General features: G+C 73.4%; 21 protein-coding genes and 1 pseudogene. 16 read left to right on the forward strand and 6 right to left on the reverse strand.

Going from position 1 to position 26,480, the window contains the following annotated elements; translation table 11 throughout:
- Both ACFVXH_RS08530 and ACFVXH_RS08535 read right to left on the reverse strand, forming a co-directional pair.
- Positions 1-783, reverse strand: coding sequence for a sugar phosphate isomerase/epimerase (locus tag ACFVXH_RS08530; RefSeq protein ID WP_074006088.1), 783 nt, complete (start codon positions 781-783; stop codon positions 1-3).
- A 6-nt stretch (positions 784-789) separates the two neighbouring features.
- Positions 790-2,721: a DUF2264 domain-containing protein gene (locus tag ACFVXH_RS08535; RefSeq protein ID WP_117484825.1), complete on the reverse strand. Its 1,932-nt coding sequence runs from the start codon at positions 2,719-2,721 to the stop codon at positions 790-792.
- 325 nt (positions 2,722-3,046) lie between these two features.
- On the opposite strand from ACFVXH_RS08535, the gene ACFVXH_RS08540 reads away from it, so the two are divergent.
- The 10 genes and pseudogenes from ACFVXH_RS08540 to ACFVXH_RS08585 form a co-directional block, all read left to right on the forward strand.
- The gene (locus ACFVXH_RS08540) at positions 3,047-4,399 is read left to right on the forward strand and encodes an ABC transporter substrate-binding protein (RefSeq protein ID WP_079272882.1); all 1,353 of its coding nucleotides are present in this window, start codon (positions 3,047-3,049) and stop codon (positions 4,397-4,399) included.
- Positions 4,396-5,340 carry a carbohydrate ABC transporter permease gene (locus ACFVXH_RS08545; RefSeq protein WP_049657191.1) on the forward strand — a complete coding sequence of 315 codons (945 nt, stop codon included), beginning with the start codon at positions 4,396-4,398 and terminating at the stop codon, positions 5,338-5,340. The genes ACFVXH_RS08540 and ACFVXH_RS08545 overlap by 4 nt, the downstream gene beginning before the upstream one ends.
- Positions 5,337-6,242, forward strand: a complete 906-nt coding sequence (locus tag ACFVXH_RS08550) for a carbohydrate ABC transporter permease (RefSeq protein WP_049657190.1) — start codon at positions 5,337-5,339, stop codon at positions 6,240-6,242. Before ACFVXH_RS08545 ends, ACFVXH_RS08550 begins: the two co-directional genes overlap by 4 nt.
- Before the next feature lie 116 nt (positions 6,243-6,358).
- Positions 6,359-7,339, forward strand: coding sequence for a hydroxyacid dehydrogenase (locus tag ACFVXH_RS08555; RefSeq protein WP_387821659.1), 981 nt, complete (start codon positions 6,359-6,361; stop codon positions 7,337-7,339).
- Positions 7,340-7,441: 102 nt separating this feature from the next.
- Positions 7,442-8,593 carry a Gfo/Idh/MocA family protein gene (locus tag ACFVXH_RS08560; protein WP_049657187.1) on the forward strand — a complete coding sequence of 384 codons (1,152 nt, stop codon included), beginning with the start codon at positions 7,442-7,444 and terminating at the stop codon, positions 8,591-8,593.
- Between the two features lie 100 nt (positions 8,594-8,693).
- A complete protein-coding gene (locus tag ACFVXH_RS08565; RefSeq protein ID WP_387821599.1) occupies positions 8,694-9,842 on the forward strand; it encodes a dihydrodipicolinate synthase family protein in 1,149 nt (382 codons plus the stop codon).
- Positions 9,839-10,693 (forward strand): sugar phosphate isomerase/epimerase, encoded by an 855-nt coding sequence (locus ACFVXH_RS08570; protein ID WP_049660487.1) that lies wholly within the window; start codon positions 9,839-9,841, stop codon positions 10,691-10,693. The genes ACFVXH_RS08565 and ACFVXH_RS08570 overlap by 4 nt, the downstream gene beginning before the upstream one ends.
- The gene (locus tag ACFVXH_RS08575) at positions 10,690-11,778 is read left to right on the forward strand and encodes a glycerate kinase (protein ID WP_117484817.1); all 1,089 of its coding nucleotides are present in this window, start codon (positions 10,690-10,692) and stop codon (positions 11,776-11,778) included. The genes ACFVXH_RS08570 and ACFVXH_RS08575 overlap by 4 nt, the downstream gene beginning before the upstream one ends.
- 174 nt (positions 11,779-11,952) lie before the next feature.
- Entirely contained in the window at positions 11,953-14,877 is a 2,925-nt protein-coding gene (locus ACFVXH_RS08580; RefSeq protein WP_387821603.1) for a polysaccharide lyase family 8 super-sandwich domain-containing protein, read from the forward strand.
- 74 nt (positions 14,878-14,951) lie between these two features.
- Positions 14,952-15,209: pseudogene (locus ACFVXH_RS08585) on the forward strand (hypothetical protein); the annotation flags it as partial.
- 185 nt (positions 15,210-15,394) lie between these two features.
- Here the strand turns inward: ACFVXH_RS08585 and ACFVXH_RS08590 are convergent.
- A complete protein-coding gene (locus ACFVXH_RS08590; protein WP_387821606.1) occupies positions 15,395-16,543 on the reverse strand; it encodes a helix-turn-helix domain-containing protein in 1,149 nt (382 codons plus the stop codon).
- A gap of 87 nt (positions 16,544-16,630) precedes the next feature.
- On the opposite strand from ACFVXH_RS08590, the gene ACFVXH_RS08595 reads away from it, so the two are divergent.
- Both ACFVXH_RS08595 and ACFVXH_RS08600 read left to right on the forward strand, forming a co-directional pair.
- Positions 16,631-17,695 (forward strand): ferredoxin reductase, encoded by a 1,065-nt coding sequence (locus ACFVXH_RS08595; protein ID WP_387821609.1) that lies wholly within the window; start codon positions 16,631-16,633, stop codon positions 17,693-17,695.
- A 7-nt stretch (positions 17,696-17,702) separates the two neighbouring features.
- Positions 17,703-18,821, forward strand: a complete 1,119-nt coding sequence (locus tag ACFVXH_RS08600; RefSeq protein WP_387821612.1) for a fatty acid desaturase family protein — start codon at positions 17,703-17,705, stop codon at positions 18,819-18,821.
- Positions 18,822-19,809: 988 nt separating this feature from the next.
- Here ACFVXH_RS08600 and ACFVXH_RS08605 read toward each other — a convergent pair.
- On the reverse strand, positions 19,810-20,619 hold the full coding sequence (locus ACFVXH_RS08605) for a TniB family NTP-binding protein (RefSeq protein WP_387821662.1): 810 nt from the start codon (positions 20,617-20,619) through the stop codon (positions 19,810-19,812).
- A 385-nt stretch (positions 20,620-21,004) separates the two neighbouring features.
- Here ACFVXH_RS08605 and ACFVXH_RS08610 point away from each other — a divergent pair, with 385 nt between their 5' ends.
- Together ACFVXH_RS08610 and ACFVXH_RS08615 are read left to right on the forward strand one after the other, a co-directional pair.
- On the forward strand, positions 21,005-21,481 hold the full coding sequence (locus ACFVXH_RS08610) for an RICIN domain-containing protein (protein ID WP_387821615.1): 477 nt from the start codon (positions 21,005-21,007) through the stop codon (positions 21,479-21,481).
- Positions 21,482-21,625: 144 nt separating this feature from the next.
- Positions 21,626-22,102, forward strand: a complete 477-nt coding sequence (locus ACFVXH_RS08615) for an actinohivin (protein WP_387821618.1) — start codon at positions 21,626-21,628, stop codon at positions 22,100-22,102.
- A 15-nt stretch (positions 22,103-22,117) separates the two neighbouring features.
- Here the strand turns inward: ACFVXH_RS08615 and ACFVXH_RS08620 are convergent, their stop codons facing one another.
- On the reverse strand, positions 22,118-22,612 hold the full coding sequence (locus ACFVXH_RS08620; protein WP_387821621.1) for a hypothetical protein: 495 nt from the start codon (positions 22,610-22,612) through the stop codon (positions 22,118-22,120).
- A gap of 57 nt (positions 22,613-22,669) precedes the next feature.
- On the opposite strand from ACFVXH_RS08620, the gene ACFVXH_RS08625 reads away from it, so the two are divergent.
- Positions 22,670-23,323, forward strand: a complete 654-nt coding sequence (locus ACFVXH_RS08625) for a hypothetical protein (protein WP_387821624.1) — start codon at positions 22,670-22,672, stop codon at positions 23,321-23,323.
- A gap of 89 nt (positions 23,324-23,412) precedes the next feature.
- Here the strand turns inward: ACFVXH_RS08625 and ACFVXH_RS08630 are convergent, their stop codons facing one another.
- Entirely contained in the window at positions 23,413-23,790 is a 378-nt protein-coding gene (locus ACFVXH_RS08630) for a ribosomal protein L7/L12 (RefSeq protein WP_387821627.1), read from the reverse strand.
- Positions 23,791-23,954: 164 nt separating this feature from the next.
- Here ACFVXH_RS08630 and ACFVXH_RS08635 point away from each other — a divergent pair, with 164 nt between their 5' ends.
- Positions 23,955-24,122: a hypothetical protein gene (locus tag ACFVXH_RS08635; RefSeq protein WP_387821630.1), complete on the forward strand. Its 168-nt coding sequence runs from the start codon at positions 23,955-23,957 to the stop codon at positions 24,120-24,122.
- The last annotated feature ends 2,358 nt before the right edge of the window (positions 24,123-26,480 follow it).

Raw genomic sequence — 26,480 nt, forward strand, 5'->3', positions numbered from 1 at the left:
TCAGCCCGGCAGCAGTGCGGACAGGTGGCGCGCCCCGCTGCCCAGCCGCGGTGCCAGGGGCGCGGCGCGCGGGTGCCAGGGGGCCTCGTACTCCCAGGCCGCCCAGGTGCCGGGCGGCAGCAGGTGCAGGCAGTCGGCGATCGGCAGCACTCCGGTGCCGAGCGGCAGCGGGGTGAGGTCGTCCGCCGAGGCGACGTCCTTGACCTGCGCGTAGCCGAGGTGGGGGCCGAGCGCGCGGTGGGTCCGTGCCGGGGTCTCGCCGGCCAGCCAGGTGTGCAGCAGGTCCCAGAGCGCTCCGACCGCGGGGTGGTCCACCCGGTTCAGCAGGGGTGCCAGGGCTGCCCCGGCGCGGTGGGAGTCGTGGGTCTCGACGAGGATCCGCACGCCGAGGGCCGCCGCCCGCGGGGCCGCCGCGCGCAGGCGGCGGACCGCGCGCTCGTCGGCCTCGGCCGCCGGGCCGGGGCCGCCGTGCGGGAAGACCCGCAGGTGGCGGCAGCCGAGGTCGGCGGCCAGCCGCAGGTGGGCGGTCAGCGCGGCGAGCACCGGCGCGTCCGGTCCGGGCGCGGCGACGCCGACGTAGGAGGCGAGGGTCAGCGGGAGGACCCCGGCGGTGGACAGCAGGCGGGCGGCGCGGCGGCGTTCGTCCGCGTCCAGCCCGAGGCGGACCGGCTGGTCGTCGGCGCAGCGCAGTTCGAGGCCGTGCCAGCCGTGTTCGGCGGCGAGGGCGGCGGCCCGGTCGAGCGGCGTCCCGGGCAGGCCGAGGGTGGCGAGGGCGAGGGGCACGGCGGTTCAGTCCCCTTCGGCGGGGTGGACGGTGACGGCGGCGGGTGCCAGGCGGATCCGCAGGCCCGGTGCGCCGGCGAGGCGGACGGTCAGCAGGACGGCCTCCGGGTCCTGCCCGTCCGGCCGGGCCGTCAGCTGGACGGTGTCCGCGAGCGCCGGCGGCCGCGCGACGGCGGTGAGCCGGGCGGCGCAGGCGAACAGGGCCGGGCCGTCGGCGGGAAGCTCGCCGGTGAGCACCGGCAGGGCGGCCTCGGGGCCGAACGCGGTACCGCCGGGGACGTGCTCGGCGCCGGCGGTGGTGAAGCCGCGCAGGGCGTGCAGCTCCGAGGCGAGCCCGCCGTCGGCCCGCACTCCGGCACCGGCGCGCTGCCCGGCGCCCCGGCCCGCGACGGCCCAGCCGGTCTGGGTGACCGGGGTGCCGGCCGGCCCGCCGGTGACCAGGTGGGCCCGGAACTCCTCGGCGCCGTGGGCCAGGGTGAGCGAGGTGACGGTGACGCCGGGCAGTTCACGGCCGCCGACGCGCGGGTGCCAGCGGGAGGCGGCCCAGCCGGGCCCGGTGCCGAGCGGGTGGACGCGGCCGCGTTCGGTGGGTCCGGCGTCGGTCAGCAGGGCGAGGTGGTTGTCGGCGGGGCCCTCGAAGGCCGGCCCGGTGGCGGTGGAGTGGGCGAGCCGCGCGTAGTACGGGTCGTCCGGGCCCACGGCGTCGGCGGGCTGGTCGTCGCTGCCGTGGTTGTGCAGCCGGACCAGGCCGTCGGCGGCGGTGGACTGCACCAGCCAGCCGGGCCCGTGCAGGGCGAGGACGGTGTCGCGCTCCTCGACGGGTGCGAGTCCCTCCGGCGCGGTCCACACCGGGTGGCCGGGCGGGAGCAGCAGGCCGAGGAAGGCGCTGCCGGCCCAGTACGGGGAGGCGGGGCCGGAGTAGACCTGGACGAGCCGGAGGTCGGGTCCGTGCCAGCCGAGGGTGAGCAGGCCCCGGTCGTCGACGGCGCCGCGGTCGAGGAAGTGGCGCAGGGCGCCGGAGGCGAGGCGGCGGGTGGTGCCGGGGGCGAGCGGGGTGTGGCCGGTCAGAGCCCCGGCCCAGAGCGGGGCGGTGGCGGCGAAGCGGTAGGTGAGCGAGCGGCCCTGGTGGACGGGCGCGCCGTCGGCCCCGAAGGTGTGGGCGTAGCCGGCCAGATGGGCGGCGAGGCGCTCGCCGTACACGGCGCCCAGGGCCCGGTCGCCGGCGAGGTGGGCGTGCAGGACGGGGTACAGGTGCAGGGCCCAGCCGTTGTAGTGGTCGAAGGCGCGGGGGCGGCCGTCGGTGTACCAGCCGTCGCCGAGGTACCAGCGGTCGATGTGCTCCAGCCCGCGGCGGACGGCGGCGCGGGCCTCGGGTTCGGCGATGCCGGCCTCGGCGAGGAAGCCGCCGACGGACAGCGGGAAGAGCTGCCAGTTGTTGTCGTTGGGCACGCGGTGCAGGGCGTCGGCGAGCCAGCGGCCGACCCGGTCGCGGACGGGCCCGGACAGCCGGTCCCAGAGCCAGGGGCGGGTCAGGCGCAGGGCGAAGGCGATGGAGGCGGCCTCGACCATGGCCTGGCCCCGGTCGGTGATCAGCGGCCAGGACTCGCGGTCGCCGTCGGCGAGGTCGCGCTCGCCGGTGGGGGTGCGGGTGCCGGCGTCGAGTCCGGCGGCGTAGTGCGCCAGCAGGCCGTGCGGATCGGTGCCGCCCGCGCCGGCCACCCGCAGGGCGGCGGGCAGGAAGGTGCGGGCGAAGCCCTCCAGGGCGTCGGAGCGGCGCCCGGAGCGGCTCGGGCGGGGGCCGGGCAGGTCGATCAGCGCCCCGGCGGGACTGGCGTGGGGGAGGACCGCGGTCAGCAGGCCGTCGGCCACCGCCTCCCAGTGCTCCCTGGTCCAGCCGGTGTGCGGGCTGAGGTCGCGGTCCTCCGGGGGCAGGCGCATGAGGTCCTCCGTGATCGGGTGGTGGGCCGGAATCTAGGTAGTGCCTGATCGTTCGTCAAGCTGGAGCGATCAAATGAGCGGCTTGATCGGATTGTGATGTTGTCGCCGTGGCAGCGTATTGCCCCGATTTTCCGGCATTCCAGTGATCGCGAGGGCGGCTTCGGAAGCCCGGCAGGTCGATCATGTCAGATCATTTGATCCAAATCTCTTGACTCCGATCGCCTATCTGCTCAGGATGACAGCCAATCGCCCCCACCCTCTGCGGGTCCCGGCCGGAGCCGACCGTTTCCGGGCCCTGTGCACCCTCGTCCTAAGGAGCCCACCGATGCGCTCGACCCCCCTCTCCCGGCGCAGAGCCCTCCGCACCGCCGCCGCGGCCACCTCGGCCGCGCTCTGCGTCACCCTGCTCGCCGCCTGCGGCAGCAGCGGCGACGGGGCGGCGGCCACCGCCGCGGACGACGGCAAGCCGGTCAGCCTGACCTTCTGGGGCTGGGCGAAGGGCACCAAGGACGTGGTCGCCGCGTTCAACGCGAGCCACCCGAACATCCAGGTCGTCTTCGAGGAGATCCCGGCCGGCGCGGCCGGCGGCTACGCCAAGCTCTCCAACGCGGTGAAGGCCGGCAACGCCCCCGACGTCTTCAACGTCGAGTACCCGCAGCTGCCGGACTTCGTCAGCCAGGGCGCCGTCCAGGACATCAGCAAGCTGGTCGACGGCGACCTCAAGGCCAAGTACCTGCCGCAGGCCGTCGAACTCACCTCGCTCGGCGGCCGCACCTGGGCCCTGCCGCTGGACGCCTCCCCCCAGGTCTTCTACTACCGCAAGGACCTCTTCGCCAAGGCCGGCATCACCGTCCCCAAGACCTGGGACGAGTTCCGCACCGCGGCGCAGCAGCTGAAGGCCGCCCAGCCCGACACCCGCATCGCCACCTTCTTCCCCGACGACCCGACCACCTTCGAGGCGATGGCCTGGCAGAACGGCGCCCACTGGTTCGCCGCCGCCGACGAGGCCTGGAAGGCCGACCTGACCGGGCCGGAGACCCGCAAGGTCGCCGACTACTGGCAGAAGCTGGCCGACGAGGACCTCGTGCGCGTCATGCCGTCCTTCAGCCAGCAGTGGACCGCCTCCCTGCAAAAGGGCGAGACGGCCGGCTACCTCGGAGCCACCTGGGGCGGCGGCGTCCTGAAGGCCAACCTCGGCACCGCCCCCGAGGTCAACGGCACCTGGGCGGCCGCGCCGATGCCCAGCTGGGACGGCAGCCCCGCCAGCGGCATGCTCGGCGGCACCACCTTCGCCGTGTCCAAGGACAGCAAGAAGGCCAAGGCCGCCGTCGAGTTCGCCACCTGGGCGACCACCACCGCGGACGGCTTCAAGGCCCGGATCTCCTCCGGCACCTCCTCCGCCTACCCGGCCGCCACCGAGCTCGTGCCGGCCGCCAAGCAGGCCTTCAACACCGACTTCTACGGCGGCCAGGACCTCTACGCCCTCTACGCGGACGCCGCCAAGTCCGTCAAGCCGGGCTGGACCTGGGGCCCGGCGATGGGCGTCACCAACGGCTCGCTGAAGGACTCCTTCGGCAAGGTCGCCGGCCGGACCGGCACCATCGACGAGTCGCTCACCGCCGCGCAGCAGGCCACCCTCGCCGAGTTCAAGAACCGCGGACTGAAGGTCGCCCAGTGACCACCGGCACCCATCCAGGCCGTACCGCCCGCGCCACCGCCGGCCGGTGGCGCGGGCGGTACGGGGCACCGGCCGTGCTGCTCGCCCCGTTCCTCCTGCTCTTCACCGCCTGCACGCTGATCCCGATCGGCTACGCGATCCGGCTCAGCCTCTTCACCGAACACCGCTCCGGCCTCGGCTTCGGCGACGCCGAGACGGTCTTCACCGGGCTCGGCAACTACACCCGGGCACTGTCGGACGCGGCCTTCCGCGGCGGCTTCCTGACCGCCGCCCAGTACTGCCTGATCTACATCCCGCTGATGACCGGCCTGGCACTCGTCCTGGCCCTGCTGCTGGACTCCACGCTGGCCCGCGCCCGGCGCTTCTTCCAACTGGCGCTGTTCATCCCGCACGCCGTGCCCGGCATCATCGCCGCGCTGCTGTGGATGTACCTCTACACCCCCGGCATCAGCCCCGTACTGGACGCACTGGAGTCCCTGGGCACCCAGCCCGACCCGCTCGGCCACCCGCTGCCCGCCGTCGTCAACATGGCGCTGTGGCAGTGGACCGGCTACAACCTGGTCATCTTCTACGCCGCGCTGCAGGCCGTCGACCGCTCCGTGCTGGAGGCCGCCGTCGTCGACGGCGCCGGGGAGCTGCGCACCGCCCTGAACATCAAGGTGCCGCTGATCCGGCCCTCGATCGCCATGGTCGGCCTGTTCACCGTCATCGGCTCGCTCCAGCTGTTCACCGAGCCGATGATCCTCTACGGCACCTCACCGGGCGTCACCTCCTCCTGGACCCCGAACATGTACGCCTACACGGCCGCCTTCGAACGCCACGACTACGGGCTCGCCGCTTCCGCCTCGGTGCTGCTGGCCCTCGCCGCGGCGGGGCTCTCCTTCGCCGTCACCCGGCTCACCCGGGGCCGCTCCGACCGCCGGCGGGAGGCCGACGCATGACCACCACCGCCACCCGCCCCAGCGGCGCCCCGCCCCGCCGCCCGGCCCGCGCCGCCCGGCCGCGCCGCCCCTGGACACTCTCCAAGACCGCCGTCAACGGCACCCTGGTCCTGGCCACCGTCTACACCCTGTGGCCGCTCGGCTGGCTGCTCACCGCCTCCGCCAAGAACACCGCCGACCTGCTCGGCGGCAACGCCCTGGGCGCCGACAACTTCCGGCTCGGCCAGAACCTGCACGACCTGGCCACCACCGGCGGCGGCATCTACTTCCGCTGGTACCTGAACTCGCTGCTGTACGCCGGGATCGGCTCGCTGCTGTGCGCGCTGGTGTGCGTCGCGGCCGGCTACGCCTTCCACGTCTACCGCTTCCCCGGCAAGGAGAAGGTGTTCGGCCTCGTACTGCTGGGCGTGCTGGTGCCCACCACCGCGCTCGCCCTGCCGATGTACCTGCTGGCCTCCGAGCTCGGCATCGTCAACACCTTCTGGGCGGTCTTCCTGCCCTCGCTGGTCAACCCCTTCGGCGTCTACCTGGCCCGGGTGTTCTGCGCCGGCTACGTGCCGAACGAGGTCCTGGAGGCCGCCCGGATGGACGGCGCCGGGGAGCTGCGGACCTTCTGGTCGATCGGGCTGCGGATGGTGATGCCCGGCTTCGTCACCGTCCTGCTGTTCCAGTTCACCGCCATCTGGAACAACTTCTTCCTGCCGCTGGTGATGCTCTCCGACAGCCGGCTCTTCCCGGTCAGCCTCGGCCTGTTCAGCTGGAACGCCCAGACCAAGGCCTTCCCCGAGTACTACCCGCTGGTCATCACCGGCTCGCTGCTCGCCGTCGTGCCGCTCGTCCTCGCGTTGGTGCTGCTCCAGCGGCACTGGAAGGCCGGCCTGACCGCGGGGAGCGTCAAGTGAGCCCGAACCCCGCCACCGCCGCGACCGGCACCGCCACCACGCCCGCCCCTACGCCCGACCGGGAGACCACCGTGCCCGACGGCCGGCCCGCCAGCCGCCCCCGCGCCGTCCTCGCCATGCACCGCGAGCTCGCCGGGCGCCTGATCGACCCGCACACCATGGCCCGGCTCACCGCCCTGGCGGACCTCGACCCGGCACTCGTCCTTGACGACTTCACCACCCCCGAGGCCCGCGCGGCGCTCGCCGACGCCGAGGTGATCGTCTCCAGCTGGGGCTGCCCGCCGATCGACGAGGAGGTGCTGGCCGCCGCCCCGCGGCTGAGCGCCGTCATCCACGCCGCCGGCTCGGTCAAACACCACGTCACCGACGCCTGCTGGCGCCACGGCCTCAAGGTCACCTCCGCGGCCTGGGCCAACGCCCTGCCGGTCGCCGAGTACACCGTCGCCGTCGTCCTGCTCGCCAACAAGCGGCTGCTGCCGATCCGTGAGGAGTACCGGCGCCGCCGCGCCCCCTACGACTGGCAGCTGGCGTACGGGGCGGCCGGCAACTACCGGCGCACCGTCGGCATCGTCGGCGCCTCCCGGATCGGCCGGCGGGTGATGGAACTGCTGCGCCCGCACGACCTGGACCTGCTGCTCCACGACCCGTACGTCGACCCCGCCGAGGCCGCCCGGCTCGGCGCCCGCGCCGTGGAGATGGACGAACTCTGCGCGGCCTCCGACGTGGTGAGCGTGCACGCCCCCGAACTGCCGGCCACCCGGCACCTGATCGACGGCCGCCGGCTCGCCCTGATGCGCGACGGCGCCACCCTGGTCAACACCTCGCGCGGCTCCCTGGTCGACCAGGAAGCACTGGTGCGCGAGGCCGCCTCCGGACGCCTCGACGCCGTCATCGACGTCACCGAGCCGGAGGTGCTGCCCGCCGACTCCCCGCTCTACGAGCTGCCGAACGTCTTCCTCACCCCCCACGTGGCCGGCTCGCTCGGCGGCGAGCTGCACCGGATGGCGGCCGCCGCCGCCGACGAGCTCGCCCGCTACACCGCCGGGCATCCGTTCGCCCACCCCGTCCTCGCCGAGGACGGACACCGCACCGCGTGACCCCGCGCCGCGCCCCCGTGCCGCGCGGCCCCGCAGCACGCTCCTCTCAGCACGTCCCTCGCACCACGTGCTCCCCGCACCAGCAACGAATCGGAGAACCCCATGCCCCGCAGGGTGATCGGCATCGTCATGAACGGCGTCACCGGCCGGATGGGCTACCGCCAGCACCTGGTCCGCTCCATCCTCGCCATCCGCGACCAGGGCGGCCTGCCGCTCGGCGACGGCGACACGCTGTGGCCCGAGCCGATCCTGGTCGGCCGCAGCGCCGACAAGCTCAAGGACCTCGCCGACCGGCACGGCCTCACCCACTGGACCACCTCGCTCGACGAGGCCCTCGCCCACCCGCTCGCCGAGATCTACTTCGACGCCCAGGTCACCCCCGCCAGGGAGACCGCGCTGCGCACGGCGATCGCCGCCGGCAAGCACATCTACACCGAGAAGCCCACCGCCGAGTCGCTGGAGGCCGCGCTCGACCTCGCCCGCCTCGCCCGCGACGCCGGGGTGTGCAACGGCGCCGTCCAGGACAAGCTCTTCCTCCCCGGCCTGCGCAAGCTCAAGCGGTTGGTGGACGGCGGGTTCTTCGGCCGGATCCTCTCCGTGCGCGGCGAGTTCGGCTACTGGGTCTTCGAGGGCGACTGGCAGCAGGCCCAGCGGCCGTCCTGGAACTACCGCGCCGAGGACGGCGGCGGCATGGTCCTCGACATGTTCCCGCACTGGCGCTACGTGCTGGACGGCATCATCGCCCCCGTCCGCTCCGTGTACGCGCACACCGCCATCCACATCCCCGAGCGCACCGACGAGCGCGGGCAGGTCTACCGGGCCACCGCCGACGACGCCGCGTACGGCGTCTTCGAGCTGGAGGGCGGCATCACCGCCCAGATCAACTCCTCCTGGGCGGTCCGGGTGGACCGCGACGAACTGGTGGAGTTCCAGGTCGACGGCACGGAGGGCAGCGCGGTCGCCGGGCTGCGCGAGTGCCGCTTCCAGCACCGCGCGGCGACCCCCAAGCCGGTCTGGAACCCGGACCTGCCGGCGACCGAGCCGTTCCGCGCGCAGTGGCAGCGGGTGCCGGACAACGAGGAGTTCGACAACGGATTCAAGGCACAGTGGGAGCTCTTCCTGCGCCACGTGACCACCGGCTCCCCGTACCACTGGGACCTGCTGGAGGGTGCCAAGGGCGTGCAGCTCGCCGAACTCGGCCTGCGCTCCGCCCGCGAGGGACGCCGGATGGACGTCCCCGAGCTGTCCCTGTGACGGCCGCCGGCCGCATCCGGGCCGGCCACCGAGCACCCGGCCGCCGGGGAGACCCGAGCGCCCCGCAGCCGCCCGCCGACGAGACGAATGCGCTGACACCATGACCGAGATCCACCTGCCCGGCCACGGCCGGCTCCGGCTGCGCGAGCCCGCCGTCCTGCCCGCCCCGCCCGCCCCCGCCCGCTCCCGGACGGCCTTCGCCGCCGCCCACGTGGTCGCCGACCCGCTGGGCGACAACGCCCCCGGCGCACCCGCCGCCGTCGACTGGGACGCCACCCTCGCCTTCCGCCGACACCTGTGGTCGCTGGGCCTCGGCGTGGCCGACGCGATGGACACCGCCCAGCGCGGCATGGGCCTCGACTGGCCGGCCACCCGCGAGCTGATCACCCGCTCCGGGGCCGAGGCCCGCGCCTGCGGCGGCCTGCTGGCCTGCGGCGTCGGCACCGACCAGCTCGCTCCCGGCCCCCACCCGCTGGACACCGTCCGCGCCGCCTACGAGGAGCAGCTGACCGTCGTCCAGGAGGCCGGCGCGCAGCCGATCCTGATGGCCAGCCGCGCCCTGGCCGCCGCCGCGCGCGGCCCGGAGGACTACCTGGAGGTCTACGGCAAGCTGATCGCCGCCTGCGAGCGGCCGGTGCTGCTGCACTGGCTCGGCGAGATGTTCGACCCGGCGCTGGCCGGCTACTGGGGCTCCGCCGACCCCGACCCGGCCGCCGCGACCGTACTGGAGCTGATCGGCGCGCACGCCGACCGGATCGAGGGCATCAAGGTCTCCCTGCTGGACTCCGACCGGGAGATCGCGCTGCGCCGCGCGCTGCCGGCCGGCGTGCGGATGTACACGGGCGACGACTTCCACTACCCCGAGCTGATCCGCGGCGACGAACACGGCCACAGCCACGCCCTGCTGGGCGTCTTCGACCCGATCGCGGCCACCGCCGCGGCGGCGCTGCGGGCGCTCGACGAGGGCGACCTCGACCGCTACGAGGAGCTGTTCGCGCCGACCGTGCCGCTGGCCCGGCACCTGTTCGCCGCGCCGACCTTCCACTACAAGACCGGCGTGGTCTTCCTCGCCTGGCTGGCGGGCCACCAGGACCACTTCACCATGGTGGGCGGCGCGCAGAGCGGACGTTCGGTGCCCCACCTGGTGGAACTGTTCCGGCTCGCGGACGCCGCCGCCGTGCTCCCCGACCCGGATCTCGCGGCCGACCGGATGCGCCGGCTGCTCGCCGTCGCGGGGGTGGCGGCATGAGCGGCGCCGGCGCGGCGAACGGCCTCGCGAGGCTGTCGCTCAACCAGATCACCACCCGGGGCTGGAGCCTTCCGGAGGCCGTGCGGGGCTGCGTGGACGCCGGCATCCCGGCCATCGGGCTCTGGCGCGACAAGGTCGCCGAAACCGGCCTGGCCCGCTCCGCGAAGCTGTGCCGGGACGCCGGACTCGCCGTCAGCAGCCTCTGCCGGGGCGGCTTCCTCACCGCCGACGGCCCCGAGCGGCGCCGGGCCGCGCTCGCCGACAACCTCCAGGCCATCGAGGAGGCCGCCGAACTCGGCACCGACACCCTGGTCCTGGTCGTCGGCGGCCTGCCGGCCGGCAGCCGCGACCTGGTCGGCGCCCGCGCCGCCGTCGCCGACCTGCTCGCCGAACTCGCCACGCACGCGGGCGACTTCGGTGTGCGACTGGCGATCGAGCCACTGCACCCGATGTTCTGCGCCGACCGGGCGGTGGTCTCCACCCTGGCCCAGGCGCTCGACCTCGCCGCCCCGTACCCCGCCCGGCAGGTCGGCGTCGTCGTCGACAGCTACCACGTCTGGTGGGACCCGGCACTGCCCGAGCAGATCGCCCGCGCCGGTCGAGAGGGCCGGATCGCCTCCTACCAGGTGTGCGACTGGACCCTGCCGCTGCCCGCCGACGCCCTGCTCGGCCGGGGCCACGTCGGTGACGGCCACATCGACTTCCGCACCCTCACCGACCTGGTCACCGCCGCCGGGTACGAGGGCTGGATCGAGGTCGAGATCTTCAACCAGGAGATCTGGGACACCCCGGGCGAGCTGACGCTGCGCACCCTGATCGAGCGGCACCTGACGCACCTGGCCTCGCCGTGAGAGTCGTCGTCGCGCCCGACTCCTTCAAGGGCACCGTCACCGCCCGGGACGCCGCCCTGGCGCTGGCCGCCGGCTGGCGCTCGGTGCGGCCGGACGACGAGCTGCTGCTCCGTCCGATGGCCGACGGCGGGGAGGGCACCCTCGACGCGCTCGCGGCCGCCCTCCCCGGCGCCGTCCCGTACCCGGTCCCCGACTGCACCGGCCCCGACGGGGGGCCGGTCACCGGCCGCTACGCGCTGCTGCCGGACGGCACCGCGCTGGTCGAACTCGCCGACACCGGCGGCCTGCCGCTGCTCGGCGGCGCCCTCGCCCCGCTCACCGCCGGCACCCGCGGCACGGGCGAGACCATCGCCGCCGCACTGGACGCCGGCGCGCGGCAGGTGACCGTCGCACTCGGCGGCTCCGCGTCCACCGACGGCGGCGCCGGGCTGCTGGCCGCCCTCGGCCTGCGGCTGCTGGACGACACCGGCGCCGACCTCCCGGACGGCGGCGGCGCCCTCACCCGGGCCGCCCGGCTCGACCGCACCGCCCTGCGCGCCGCCCCGCCCGGCGGCGTCCGGCTGCTGACTGACGTGACCAACCCGCTGCTCGGCCCCACCGGGGCGGCCGCCGTCTACGGGCCGCAGAAGGGTGCCGACCCGGCCCGGATCGCCGTCCTGGAGGCGGGGCTGCGCCGCTTCGCCGACCTGCTCGGGGGCGACCCGGCCCTCCCCGGCTCCGGCGCGGCCGGCGGCACCGCCTACGGCCTGGTGACCGCCTGGGGTGCGCAGGTGGTCCCCGGCGCGGCGGCGGTGGCCGAGCTGACCGGCCTCGACGAAGCCCTCACCGGGGCCGGCCTGGTGATCACCGGCGAGGGCCGCTTCGACCGCACCAGCCTGCTCGGCAAGGCGGTCGGCGAGGTCCTCGCCCGCGCGGAGCGGGCCGGCGTCCCCGCCCGGGTCGTCGCCGGGGAGGCCTCCGACCCCGGTGCGCTCACCCTCACCGGGCTGTCCGGGGACCCGGCCGACGCCCGCCACCGGGCGGCCCACTGGCTCACCGCCGCCGGCGCCCGACTGGCCCGCGCGGCGCCTCCTTTCACCGTCTGACGACGTGGAAGGCCTCCCGCGATCCGGACCACGCGGCCGAGAAGGCCCGCGCCGAGCACCTCCACCCGAGCACCTCCACCCGAGCACCTCCACCCGAGCGCCGACGGCGAGGTCATACCGAAGACGCCCACCGTCGTCCCGCCCGGCCCCCACCTCCCAGGAGGAGCTCCCCCCATGACCGCCGCGCCGAACCCCGCCCTGCTCTCCCGCCGCCGCCTGCTGCGACTCGCCGCCATCGGCACCACCGCCCTCACCCTCGGTGCCCTCCCCACCCCCGCCACGGCCGCGGCCGACGCCTACGACACCCTGCGCCTGCGCTGGCTCGACCTGCTCACCGGCACCGGCTTCGACCCGGCCACGGCCCCCTACGCCACCACCCTCGCCGCCCTCGGCGACCGGGCCCGCACCCAGCTCCAGGCCATGGCCCCGACCTCCACGTCCCTCTGGCCGGACCTCCCCCTGGGCACCGCCTCGGCGAACGTCACCGCCTCCCACACCCGCCTGCGCACCCTGGCCATGGCCTGGGCGCAGCCCGGCACCGGTCTGACCGGTGACCAGGCCCTGGCCACCGCGATCACCACCGGCCTGAACCACCTCAACACCACCACCGGCGCCTACACCCCCACGGCCACCGCCTACGGCAACTGGTGGGACTGGCAGATCGGCACCCCGCAGGCCCTCCTCGACACCTGCGTCCTGGCCCACGACCTCCTGCCGCCCACCCGGCTCTCCGCCCTGCTCGCCGCCGTGGACCGCCAGGTCCCCGACTCCCTGGTGTCGAGCTACACGGGCACCAGCACCGGCGGCAACCGGGTGGACCTGTGCCGCGTCCTGGCCCTGCGCGGAGTGCTGGGCCGTACCTCCGCCAAGCTCACCACCGCCACCACCGCGCTCTCCCCGGTCTTCCCGTACGTCCTGGCCGGCGACGGCCTGTACGCCGACGGCTCCTTCGTCCAGCACACCTGGGTGCCGTACACCGGCTCCTACGGGGAGGTGCTGCTCGGTGGCCTGAGCAGGCTCTTCGCCCTGCTGGCCGGTTCCGCCTGGCAGATCTCCGACCCGTCCCGGCAGAACGTCTTCGACGCCGTCACCGACGCCTACGCGCCCTTCCTCTACAACGGCCTGGTGATGGACGCCGTGAGCGGGCGGGCCGTCAGCCGGGGCCGCCAGAGCGGCGACCAGCTCCAGCTCCAGCAGGACGACCACGTCCGGGGCCACACCCTGATCGGCCACATCCTGCGCCTCGCCGACTCCGGCGCCGCCCCGGCCGCCCAGTCCGCCGCCTGGCGCTCCGCCGTGAAGGGCTGGCTCACCCGTGACCACTACCTGCCCTACCTCTCCAACGCCTACCTCGACGTCCCCGAGCTCGCCCGTGCCCAGGCCCTCCTGAACTCCGCCACCGCCGCCGCCCCCGAGCCGCTCGGCGCCCGGGTGTTCGCGATGGACCGCGCCGTGGTCCGCCGCTCCGGCTGGGCCGCCTCGCTCAGCCTCTGCTCCGCCCGCACCACCTTCTACGAGACCGGCAACGGCGAGCACCTGCGCGGCTGGCACACCAACAACGGCATGCTCTCCTGGTGGGGTGCCACCTTCGGCAACGGCCAGTACTCGGACGCCTTCTGGCCCACCGTGGACCCGTACCGCCTGCCCGGCACCACCGTCTCCGCCAAGCCGCTCGCCGACGCCGCCGGCGGCACCTGGGGCGCACCCCGCCCGGACTCCACCTGGGCCGGCGGCGCCACCGACGGCACCTACGCCGCCGTCGGCCAGGACCTGCGCGGCCTCTCCTCCACCCTGACCGGACGCAAGTCCTGGTTCCTGCTGGACGATGCGGTGGTCTGCCTCGGCGCGGGCATCAGCTGCACCGACGGCACCCCGGTGGAGACCGTCGTCGACAACCGCAACCTCGGCCCCGCCGGCACCCACGCCCTCACCGTGGACGGCGCCGCCCAGCCCACCACCCTAGGCTGGTCCCAGCGCCTCGACGGCGCCCGCGCCGTCGCCGTCGCGGGTTTCGGCGGCTACGTCCTGCCCGCCGGCACCACCCTGCGGGCGAAGCGCGAGGCCCGCACCGGCAGTTGGCACGACATCAACACCGGCGGATCCACCGAGCAGCTCACCCGCCGCTACCTCACCCTCTGGTTCGACCACGGCACCAACCCCACCGACGCCGGGTACGAGTACCAGGTGCTGCCCGGCGCGACCGCCGCGGCCACCGCGGCCCGGGCGGCCGCCCCCACCGTCACCACCCTCGCCAACTCCCGTACGGTCCAGGCGATATCCGACTCCGCCTCGGGTGTCACCGCCGCCAACTTCTTCGCCGCCGGCACGGCCGGGCCGCTCACCGCCTCCGCCCCCTGCTCGGTGCTGGTCCGCGACACCGACAGCACCCGCACCGTCACCGTCGCCGACCCCTCCCGCCGGGCCGCCACCGTCACGCTCACCCTCGCCGGCACGGGCCGCCCCACCGAGGCCGCCGAAGGCGTCAGTGTGCTCTCCACCGAGGGCGCGGTGACCCTCCTGGTGGAGCTCGGCGGCACCCAGGGCGCCGGCCGCACCATCACCCTCACCACCGCCTCCGGCGCCCCGGCGACCGCCACCGCGACCCTGCTCGACCCCACCCAGGACAGCTACGTCCGCGACGGCTCCTACGCCACCACCAACTACGGCACCGCCACCACCCTGACGGTCAAGAACACCAACACCACCGACAGCGGCTTCAGCCGGCGCGCCCTCCTCGCCTTCGACACCACCGCCGTCCCCGGCACCGTCCGCCGCGCCGTCCTCTGGGTCCACGGCGCGGTCGCCGACTCCGGGGGCACCCTCGCCACCCTCCAGGCCTTCACCACCGCCCCCACCCCCTGGACCGAACCCGCCGTCACCTGGGCCAACGCCCCCGGCCTGGCCCAACCCCTCGGCACCGGCCGGATCTCCACCACACCCGACTGGATCCCCCTCGACGTCACCCCCGCCGTCACCCCGGGCAACCCCTCCCTCACCCTGGCCCTCTTCCAGCCCCTCGCCACCGTCGGCCTCGCCGTCAACCTCGACGCCCGCAGCCACACCACCTTCCACCCCGTCCTGGAGGTGATCACCTCCTGACCGGCCACCGCCGCACCATCGGGTCGCGGGACCGGGCGCGGGCATGGACCACCACACCGGGACCAGACGCATCCATGGACGACGAGACGCTGCTGCGGGGCCGGGCCTACGGAACCGACCACGACGACCCCGTCCCCGGCCCGCGGCCGGGGTGTGTGTACTGCGAGCTCGTCGGCGGCCCGCTCGACGGCCTGCTCCTGGACGTCACAGGCTGGGACACGGAGCAGCTCGCCGACGGTGCCGCGCTGGCCACCGAGATCGGCCGGTACGGCGCCGGCGGGCGCGCCCGCTACGGGCCCCGCCCCGGGGATCCGTTCCGCTGGGACGGGCGGGCGACACCCCCTGACAGCGCGAGCCGCCATCCGGTGCGGAGACCACGGCTCCGCCGCACCGGTTCCCTCCCCGTCCTCGTCCGCCCGCGCTCCGGCACCGGCGATGCCGACTCGGTGTCAGCGGCGGGAACTAGTGGCGGCCGTCTCGTCGCCGAGGTCCGGGCGGGCCCTGCCGGGTGTACGTGTCAACCGGCGCGCAGGCCCACCGCCAGGGTGAGTTCGAGGATCCGGTCTGGCGAGGCGAGATCCGGGAACAGTTCCCGCAGTTGCGACATCCGGTACCGGACCGTCTGAGGATGGACGAACAGCGCCGCCGCCACCTCGTCCCGCCTGCCCTGGTGCAGCAGCCACGCCCGCAGCGTCTCCTCCAGCCGCCGTGCGGTCGCGGCGGGCACGGTCCGCAACGGCGCGAGGGCCCGGTTGCGCAGGTCGGCGAACGCGTCCATGTCGGCACTCAGTACCAACTCGGGCAGGTGGTCCTCGGTGTCGCGAATCCCAGCAGAGTCAGAGGAGAGGGACCACGCACGGACGGCTCGTGCGTACGAGGCGGACGCACGAGCCCATGGCCGTGCCGGGCCGACCACGGCGGTGCGGTCGGCCAGCTGCCGCAAGAGGTGGGGGCGGTCGGCGTCGGGGACGAGCAGCACTCCGGTGGCGTCGGGCAGATCGTCGAGGACGAGCGTGCTCGGGTCGAGCGCGCGGTAGGCAGGCCGGGCCTGGGAGGCAGGTAGCAGGACCGCGGTCAGCGAGACGGGGGGCTGCCACCCGGCTCGTTGAACAGAGTCCAGCAGTACGTCCGGGCTCGCATCGGCGAGGAGGTCGCGGGCCAGGTGTTCCAGGTGGCGCTCGTGGGCCCGGCCCCGGGCGGCCAGTTCGTCGGCGTGGCCGGCGGCGCTCGCGGCGGAGAGCTCGTCGATGTAGGCGAAGGTCAGTTCGGCGAACTTGGCGACCTCGGCGGCGGGCAGACCTGCGGGTACGGCGCCCGCTGCCAGGCACCGCCATGCCACCCGGGCGCCGACGCGGTAGGCGCTGAGCAGCGCGTCCATCGAACGGCCGTCGCGCACCTCGCCGCGGCCCAGCTCGTAGGCCGCGTCACCGGCGTCGCCGGCCGTGGCGTTCCCGCCGGCGAGGTCCAGGTAGTGCCCCAGGGCGGTGCGCACGGCCCGGCGGATGGTCGCGCCCATGCGGCCCGAGAGCGCGTTGGCATAGGGCGGGACCTCGTCGATGATCGCCCGGACGACCTCGTCGGCGGTGGCCGCCAGCGCGGACCGAAGCGCGGTGACCGTCGTCCCGTCCAGGACCGGTTCGCCGGCCCTCCTGATTGCATGGCTCACGTTTTTGTTCCCTACGAACAATTCGGCCGACCAGATTCACGCCCTACGGTCAGGACTTTACGCTCTGAGGCGCAGCAAGCTGGAACCATGACGAGTACAGCCCTCCGCAGCAGGGCGTGGAAACTGCTGGAGATGGTCACGACGCCGCTGCTGCCGTCGGACTACCTCGACCTGGTCAGCCCGCTGCGGGCCGGCGCCGACCTACGGGGGCGCATCGAGGCCGTGCACCCCGAGACGGGTGACGCCGTGACCGTCGTGATCAGGCCGGGACGGGGCTGGCGCGGCCACACGGCCGGCCAGTACGTGCGGATCGGCGTCGACGTCGACGGGAGGCGCCTGTGGCGCGCCTACTCCATCACTTCACCAACAGGGCGCCGGGACGGTCGCATCACGATCACCGTGAAGGCGGTCCCGAACGGCAAGGTCAGCAACCACCTCGTTCATCGGGTGACACCGGGCACGCTGATCCGGCTCGACCAGCCGGCCGGTGACTTCGTGCTGCCGCGCGCCAAGCCGGCCAAGGTGCTCTACCTGACGGCCGGCAGCGGCATCACGCCCGTGATGGGCATGCTGCGCGACACAGAGATCGACGACGTCGTCATGGTCCACTGCGCACCACGGCCGCAAGACGTGATCTTCCGCAACGAACTGCACGACCTGGCCGCGAACGGGAAGCTGCGCCTCACCGAGGTGCACACCGGCACGGACGGCAGGCTCGACATCACCCGTCTCGGCGAGCTCGTGCCCGACTGGGCCGAGCGCGAGACCTGGACCTGCGGGCCCGCAGGCCTGCTCGACGCCGCGGAGGAGCACTGGACCGAGCACGACGTCCAGGAGCGCCTGCACACCGAACGGTTCCACCCCCGCATGGTCGCCGGCGACGACGGCAGCGGCGGTGGCGAGGTCACGTTCAGCGCCACCGGCAAGACCGTCCACGCGGACGGCGCCACGCCGTTGCTGGACATCGGCGAGGAGGCCGGCGTGCTCATGTCCTCCGGGTGTCGCATGGGCATCTGCTTCGGCTGCGTCACCCCCCTCAAAGCGGGTGCCGTCCGCGACCTGCGCACCGGTGAGATCACCGAGGCCGAGCCGGGTGTCCTCATCCAGACCTGCGTGTCCGCCGCGGCGGGCCCCTGCGACATCGAACGGTAGGAGCACCTTGACCGCCATCGACCCCACCGCCCACCTGACCGCGGAGCAGATCGAGGAGCTCGGCCGCGAGCTGGACGCGATCCGCGACGAGGTGATCGCCGACCGCGGCGAGAAGGACGCCGCCTACATCCGCAAGGTCATCTCGGTGCAGCGCAAGCTCGAACTGGCCAGCAGGGGCGTGCTGCTGTTCTCGATCTTCCCGCCCGCGTGGCTGCTCGGCACGGCCGGCCTGTCGGTGGCGAAGATCATGGAGAACATGGAGATCGGCCACAACGTCCTGCACGGCCAGTGGGACTGGATGCGGGATCCGAAGATCCACTCCACCACCTGGGAGTGGGACCACGTCTCGCCGGCCGAGCAGTGGAAGCACTCGCACAACGAGCTGCACCACACGTACACCAACGTGATCGGCAAGGACAACGACCTCGGCTACGGCATCATGCGCGTCGACGAGGACCAGAAGTGGCACCCGCTCCACCTCGGCCAGCCGCTGTGGAACCTCGTCAACGCCTGCTTCTTCGAGTACGGCATCGCGGCGTACGACCTCGAACTCGGCAAGAACCTGCGCAAGCACCGCCGCGGGAACCCGGAGTTCCGCGCGCGGGCCAAGGCCGTGGGCCGCAAGATCCGCAAGCAGGTGCTCAAGGACTACGTGATCCACCCGCTGCTGTCGGGTCCGTCGTTCCTCACCACGCTCGCCGCCACGTTCACCGCGAACCTGGTCCGCAACATCTGGTCCCATTCGGTGATCATGTGCGGGCACTTCCCCGAAGGCGTACGGGTCTTCGAGCGCCGGTCGATCGAGGGCGAGACGCGCGGCCAGTGGTACCTGCGCCAGATGATGGGCTCGGCGAACATCAGCGGCAGCAGGGCCATGCACTTCATGACGGGCAACCTGTCCCACCAGATCGAGCACCACCTGTTCCCGGACCTGCCGAGCAACCGGTACGCCGAAGTCGCGGTGAAGGTGCGCGCGCTGTTCGAGAAGTACGAGCTGGAGTACGTCACCGGGCCGCTGCCCAAGCAGGTGTTCTCCGCGTGGCACAAGGTCTTCCGGCTCTCCCTGCCGAACAAGAAGCCCAAGACCAGGACGCCGGACCGCGAGAAGGAACTCGTCACGGCCTGACCCCCGGTGTCGGCTGTCCGGGCGCGACCGCGAGGACGCGCCCGGCAGCCGAGTCGGCCCGACCCGCTGGCAGGCCGTCGGCGGGCTGCCAGCGGCTGGGAAATCGCGCCCTCCTCCTGTGCCCGCTACCCCCTTGTCGCCCCGGCACGGGTGGAGCTCCGTCGGTCCCGGTGATGAAGCTCCACCTCCGGGTGCCGGGACCTGGTCTCCGGGTACACCCCGCTGCCCGGCCAGTCCACAGGGCCCGGACACCGCCTGGTCCCGCCCGGCCGCTGCCCGGACCACCCCGCCGTCCCGGCCCGCTCTGGTGCAGCTGCGCCGTCCGGCCGACGCCCGGCAACCGCCTCTCCTCCGGCCTCGCCGTCCTCCAGGTCCAGGTCCCGGCCACAGGCGAGGACGGCCGCCGCGAACTCGGTCAGGTCCCGGTTGCCGGTGCGCGTGGCCAACTCGGCCACCCACGCGGCGGCCCCCGCGGTCGCGTGCTCGGCCGCCCGTAGCGCGGCGGCGAGCTCGGCGCGCTGCCGCTCCTCCAGCCGCTCGTCCTCGGCCCGCCGCTCCGGGTCGGGCTGCGTCTGGGCGGTGAAGGCGGCCCGCTCGAGGGCGGATGAGGTTTGAGGGGGGTGTAGTTGAGGTGTGGGGTGGTGTGTGGGCTGGGGTTTTGTGGGTGGAGTGAGAACGGGTGTGTGGGGGTTGGTGGGCTTAGGTGGTGGTTGTGAACTGGGAGTATCGCTGGTTTTGTGAGTGTGGTGGCCGGTGTTGAGGGGTGTGGGGTGTCCTAAAGGCTGCTTCCACGTTTTGGCTGGTCAGGGCTGTTTTTCCTGGTCAGGTGGGGTGTCGTGGAGACTGTCCGGGGGCCCGCTGGTGGGCTGTTCTCATTGATCTCGGGGTGTTCTCGGCTCATCTCGGGTACGGGGGTGATGGCGCCGGGCCGCGTTCTCGCTGTTTCTGAGGGTTTCTCAGCCGGTTTCGGTGGCTGGTGTCCCCGCCTTCATCGGGTCCGTCCGCGGGGGCGGGGTGTGGGGTGGGTTTCGGCGAGGTGGTCCAGGCGCACCGCATCGAGGGTGGTTTTGGTGATGCGTTCGGTGCCGTCGAGGATCGCGGTGAGGGCGGCTTCGCGGATGAGGCGGTTAAGGCTGCCGATACGCCCGGCGGTGCGTTGGTGGAGGTAGGGGGCGTGGCGGGACAGGGTGCCGGGCCGGTGCCGCCGGAGGTCGAGGGCTGTTTCCATGTCGGTGACGAGGTCGGTGAAGGGGCGTCGGGTGCCGAGGCGGGCGGGTAGGGCGCCGGTTTCGACGAGGCTGGCGCGGGCGGCGAGTTGAGCGCCGCGGACCCCGCTGAACAGGGGTGTGGTGGTGACGTTGATGCCGGCGTAGACGAAGGTCGCGCCGATGCGTTCGGTGAGGTCTTTCAGCAGGTCGGCGGCTTCGGCGCCGGTGGTGGTGCGGGGGTTGAGGCGGTGGATCTCGTCGATCAGGACCAGGCGCACGCCGGCGGTGTTGTAGGTGTGGGTGACGGCGTGCATGAGCTGGGCCTGGGTGGTGCGCGTGGTGGTCGGGATGCCGAGGTAGCGGGCGAAGCCGGCGGTGAGGGTCTTGGCGCTGGCACCGGGCGGCACGAGGACGTAGGCGACGGGCACGGCCGGCTGCCCGTTCCCGGGTGGGGCGGGGTGTTGTCGCCTGTGGGCGAGGTGGCAGGTGCGGCCGACTTCGAGCAGGGCGGTGGTCTTCCCGGTGGCGGCGGGCCCGGTGAGGATGAGGCTGGGGCGGGCGGTGGTGCGCTGATACCTGCCGAGGAGCATCAGGCGGCGCACGCTGAGGGCGAGGGTGTCGATGGCGGGGGTGCGGACGGTGACGAACGCGGAGTGGTAGGCCAGGCGCTCCTCGATGCTGCGTTCCGGCTCCCCGGGCCCGGGTGGTGCGGGGGCGGGGGTGGTGGCGAAGGTCTGGAAGCCGTGCCAGGTGTCGACCGCGTACGGCGCCGGCTCTACCGGCCCCGTCGTGGTGTCGGTGGTGTTCGACTCCGCTCCCTGCTTTGTCTGCGGACAAACCGGATTGTCCGCCGCTCACCTGGCCCTTGGCCGTTTCCTGTTGATGGACAACCAGGGCAGCTCCCATGGTGGGATCTCCACCGAGTCCGAGAGGCCGGACGGCTCTCGACCACCTTCGGAGAAAGGGACTCCCACGTTGAAGATCTCCACCTTGCTCCGTACCCGCGCGGCCCGGGGTGCCGCAGCCGCGCTGGCGGCCGCGACGCTCGCCCTCACCATGGCGGCCCCTGCCAGCGCGGCGGGCGGTGAATCAGCGCTGCAGAACATAAAAACCAGCCGCTGCATGGATGACAGTGGCGCGTACGGGCTGCGTGCCTTCGGCTGCAACAACTCCGACTTCCAAAGGTTCGAATTCTCTCAGCATTCGGATGGTAGCTACGCGCTGCGAAACGTGAACACCGGGCGCTGTATCGATGACAGCTTCGCCTACGGGCTGCGCGCTTTCGGCTGCAACAACTCCGACTTCCAGCAGTGGTTGCCGATCAACCCGTGGACCGGCGGTACAACCTTCCGGAACAACGCCACCGGGCGCTGTATTGACGACAGTATTGACTACGGCCTGCGCGCCTTGGACTGCAACGACACCTTCTTCCAGCGCTTCTACTACGTATAGCCCTAACCCCATCATAGGAACGGCTACTCCACTCCTGTGAGTGGCCTGCCTTTCGTCCTACCACCTTCCGTCCATTTCACCATCGCGATGTGCCCGAAAGCTGGTCCAACCGGCTCGGGCTTCCCAGCAGAGAGGAGTCTTTTCATGAAGCTGAACAGCCTGATTTCAGCTCGTATCGCCAAAGGGGCAGCGGTCCTCGCAGTGAGCCTTGCCGCCGTCATGGCCGGCAGCGGGAGCGCCGATGCGACTGTGACATCAACTCACAACTTCGAGAACGCGTCCACCCGCAGGTGCATGGACGACAGCCAGGCCTATGGGCTTCGGCCAATAGGGTGCAATGGCGGGCCCTACCAGCAGTGGACGGCGCCGGACTGGTGGACCACCGGGAAAGTCGTCAATTCGGTCACAAGTAACTGTCTCGACGACAGCCTCGCCTATGGTCTGCGTGCGATCCCGTGCAATGGCTCGAATTTCCAGTACTGGCACCGATACATGGTGGCAGATGGAAACACGAGGATCAGTAACTCTGCCACAGGTCGCTGCCTTGACGACAGCATCGATGGTGGTCTCCGCGCGTTCCCGTGTAACGAACTGGAGTGGCAGGGCTGGTTCTACTTCTGATCATCCCCGCTGGGACTACCAGGCCAGCGGACCACGCACGGCATGCGGCGCTCCCGACCTGGCCTGGTCGGGAGCGCCGCTGGTTCTGGGCCGGGCCACCATTCCACGCATGACCTGGAGACATGGCCCATAGGCCCGTTCGAGCTCCCCGAGAGCTTTGCCGCGATGACCGACGACGAGCTCCCCGCCCTCCGCGAAGCCACCGTTACGGCGTTCGATGCCCGGGACGGCGCCCCGGCCGAGGAGCTCCCGCTCGACCAGGTCGGCCTGCTTCTTGTGCCCGGCCTGGCGCAGCATCCGTACGGCCTCGGCGAGCATTCGGTCGGCGCCGCCGGTCAGGTCGGTGAGCTCCGCCATCCTGCCCTTGATCTCGACGACCTCCCGCACCGGCAGTACCAGGCCCGTGTCCCATGCGTGGGTGCGGGCCTGGAGTGAGGTCGCGTCGAGGAGGTCGGCCAGGCGCTGGGCGGGGTCCGCGGGCGAGGGGTCGGGGACGGCGGCGAGCGTCATCGGGACCGCTCGTCGTGGTGGGACGTGGTGCCTGCGGCGGGGTCGACCAGGTGCAGGATGTCGTTCGCGACGACCCATCCGGCCGCCGCGTTCGCGGAGCTGGCCAAGGTCCTGCCCGTCTACGGCACCCGCGCCTACATGGCCGCGCAGGACGTCCGGGACAAGGCCCGCTGGCCGCACCTGAACGAGCACGAGCGCCTCATGGCCCGCTCGCGCGAGCGGATCGACCGCTGGGACCACGACGAGGACCCGGACGACGCTCCCGTCCCGGCCGAGCAGCCGCCCGCCCCCGCCTCCACTCCTGAGCCGGACGCCGGCCCGGTGCCGGCCCAGAGGTCGGCGACCAAGGCGGCCGAGCAGGCCCGGCGGGAGGCCTGCACCGACCCCGAGCACCGCTTCGACTTCCCCGACCTCCTCGACGACCTGGAGCCTACCTTCAGCCCCGGCTGGGAACTCGGCTCCTGGCTCGACCCCGCCGCCCAGGGCGTCCTCCAGCTGCGCCTCGACAGCGAGCCGGTCGGCTGGACCGCGCCCCTGCCCGACGGACCGTGGGGCCAGGCCGGCTGGACCGCCCTCCTCCACCAGCCGCGCGGCACCGCCAGGCTCCTCGTCGACCACTTCTCCCGCCCCAAGACCCACCCCAGCTCCGACCTGGCGCTGGACGCCATCCTGCGCGCCCACCAAACCACCCGCCCGGCTCCCGCCCGCTGACCCGGCCTCACCAGGGTGCAGGGCCTCCATGGTGAGGCCGGGCAACAGTCCCCAGCAACGCCTGCCGCGCACCCCGCAGCCGGAGGTGTCTACGGGCGGAGCCAGTCGGGGTCATGGGAAGGACAGCGGTCGAGGTCGCAGACGGTTTCGGAGTTGGCCTGGCAGTGGGCGGTGGGCCAGTACAGGGACTCGCACGGGCCTGGGTCGACGGGTGTGCCGTCGGTGGGCAGCAGACGTTCGCAGTAGTCGCAGCGCAGGGCGGCCTGTACACCGTTCTCCTGCAGCCTCCTGAGAGCGGCCATGGCCACCTCGAACGGGAGGTCGGCCTGGGCGGTGACGGGTGCACTGTCCAGGAGCTTCCGGCTCTGCCACAGGCTCAGGCCGGTGACCATGCGGATCGCCCTCAGCGCTCCCGGCCCGCTGTAGGCCGCCCCTGTCAGGACCACCCTGAACCCCGGATCCTCCACGGATTTCCTCCCCCGGCTGACGTGGCACCGTGAGCCCAGTCAACCCCCTGCAGCCGCCAGAAGGCCACCAAATTCAGACGCCGCCGAACCCTCTTGCGCCGAGGACTTCGGCTACGAGCTCGACCGTCCGGGCCGCTGGGGCCGCCATGGGAGGGGACACCATCATGCTTCGCAAGCTCGCGACGGCAGCGGCTGCCACGGCGCTCGCCGCGTTGGCTCTGGCCGCGACCGCGCCGGTGGCTGCGGCCGACACCGCCACACCGCAGCCGTCTGTGGACCGCATCGAGGTCGGGATGCTCTTCAAGGGTTACGACAAGGCGGTAGCGCTATGACTCCGACCACGACACCGCCCTCCAACACGCGCTGCGCCGTGAGCGCCACCGGCGCGATGTCGCCGACTGCGCCGCCGAAGCCGCCTTCCAGGCCCGCCAGAGCGCCGACGCCGCCCACCGCTCCCTCGCCGGCGCCGCCGCCCAGCCCCTCTACACCGCCCTGGAACGCGCCGGCCTCCACCTGACCGACGACGACCACCAGGCCGTCCGCGAACTCACCCGACGGCTCGACGCCGCCACACTGCGCCAGGTCATGGACTGGCTGGAGCGCACCCGCGCCGGCGCCCGCGCCCTGCACGGCACCGCGCAGGCCCCGCCCACCCGTCCGAGGGTGCGCCGCGGCCAGTTCTGACCGACCGTACGGGCCCCCGGGCCCGCTGTCCGTTCCGTTGCGCGCGCCCCGGCCGGAGGCCACCGGCCGGGGCGCGCCTCTTCGTGGTCGGTGCCGCTGTCCACAGCCGGCCCCGGCCAGGGTGGCGCCATAACGACAGCTCGCCGCCGTCCCGTCTCCCGGGGAGGCCTCGGCGGCCTCCCCGGGTGGCCGTCCCGGTGCTGTCGCGTTGTCTGTCGCGCCGGGGTGGTGTCGTGTGGTGTGACGTGGGCGGATACCCCTGTTCCCCTGTGTGTGGTGGGGGCGCGACAGGTGGGCGCGACAAGGGTGCCGGGCGGGGGCCGCGGGGGAGGTTCGGGTGGTGGCCTGTAGCCGGTGTCGACGGCCGCCGGGTGCGGGTGGTCCGGGCCGCCGTCCTGGTTGCTGTCCGGGGCGGCGGGGTGGGGTCGGGGTGGTGGCCGCGGGGAGGGCCGGCCTTCCCGGGCGGTTTGGTCCTGGTGGTGGTGCTCGGCGGCCGGGTGGCCGACGCGGGGTGCAACGCGGGGGCGCAACGTGGGGTGCAACGCGGTGTTGCGGTGGGGTGCGACGCGGGGCCGTGTTGCGGGTCTGAGCTGGTGTTATGTGGCCAGGGGGCGGGGGTGGGTGGGCGTGTTGCGGCTCGTGTTGCACCGGGCCGCGCCCGTCGGCCGGCCTCGGCGGTTCCCGCCCGCCTCGCCGTCCTGCCCGCGTCGCCTGCCTGCCCGGCCCGGTGCCGCGCCCCGCCGTCCCGCCGTTGGGCCCCGGCCCTGGCCGCCGTCGTCCTGGTCGGCCGTCAGGCCGTCCCGCTGCCGCTCGACGTGGCCGTCCTGCCCGCCGGCCTCGGCGGCCCGCCGCCGCCCGGCCGTCCCGCTGCGCCCGTCCCGGCCGTCCGGTCGCTGGCCCGTGCCCGTCCTGGCTGCCCGGTGCTGCGTCCCCGCTGCGCCCGCCCTGGTGGCCGTCCTGGCTGTCGTCCTGGTTCGGTGTTCGGTTTGGTGTCGCCGTTCCAGGAATTGCCCGGTTGGCGCTGGGCGGGATTTCCTGGGCGGTCAGGAAGGGCGGTCGCGGTGTCGGCGTGGAGGGCCGTAGGCCCCTTTCCGGCGTACCTGAATTCGATTCCCCGCCGCTGCGCCCCGAAAGGGTTTCGGATTGCCCCCAGAAAGGGAGCTGAAGGGAACTCGCATTCCCGCCGGAAGTGCGGCCGGATAGGGCCGGAATGGACGGTCGCCGCAAGGCTGCCTGTTCTCCTACGGCACCCGCCAGGGAACCGGTGGGATAGAGGTGTGCGGAAGCGGGGGAAACGCTCCCGGATTCGCTTCGGATTCCGGTCGGGAGTCTGTGGTTGGGGGCCCGTCAGGGGCCGCTGTGCGGGGCGCCGGTGAGGGCCCGCCACCGGGGTCGGGGGAGGCCCGGGCCGGACCGGAGACCCGAAGGCGCCCTCCGAGGGCCGCAGGCCCCGCTCCGGGGGGCGGAGGATGGGCCGTCAGCCCAGCAACCGCACGGCGGACCGGCCATCGGCCGGGACCGGGGGAGGCCCCACGGGGGGCGGGGTTGTGACTGATACCCGAAGTCCGCGACACATCGTCAACGCCGAGGGCCGCAGGCCCCGGCCGGCACCCCCGTCCGACCGGAGGGATGGGCCGCTACCCGAATTCCGCGTCACATCGTCAACGCCCACCCCCGGGCGCAGCCCGGGAAACCCCGCCAGCAAACCGGCCCGCAGGGCCGTGAAAACACCGCCCCAACAAGACCGGAAAGTCGACCGATTGACGGGCCGCAGGCCCGGGACAATGCCACGACAAGGCGGAGCGCAGCGACGCCAGACGCCCACCATCAACCACCCGCACAACCCCACGGATTCGCCGCAGGCGAATACCCCCAACCCCGCACCCACCCGCCGAGGCGCAGCCGAGGCCACACCACCCACGGTGACGGCGCAGCCGGCACCCCCCCGGCTGACGCCGCGTCAGCGGCGCCCCGGCCGCCAGGCCGGGGATAAGGCCCTTTAGGGC

Origin of the sequence: Kitasatospora sp. NPDC058184, from assembly GCF_042883725.1 — a bacterium.
In the GTDB taxonomy this organism is placed as follows: Bacteria; Actinomycetota; Actinomycetes; order Streptomycetales; family Streptomycetaceae; genus Kitasatospora.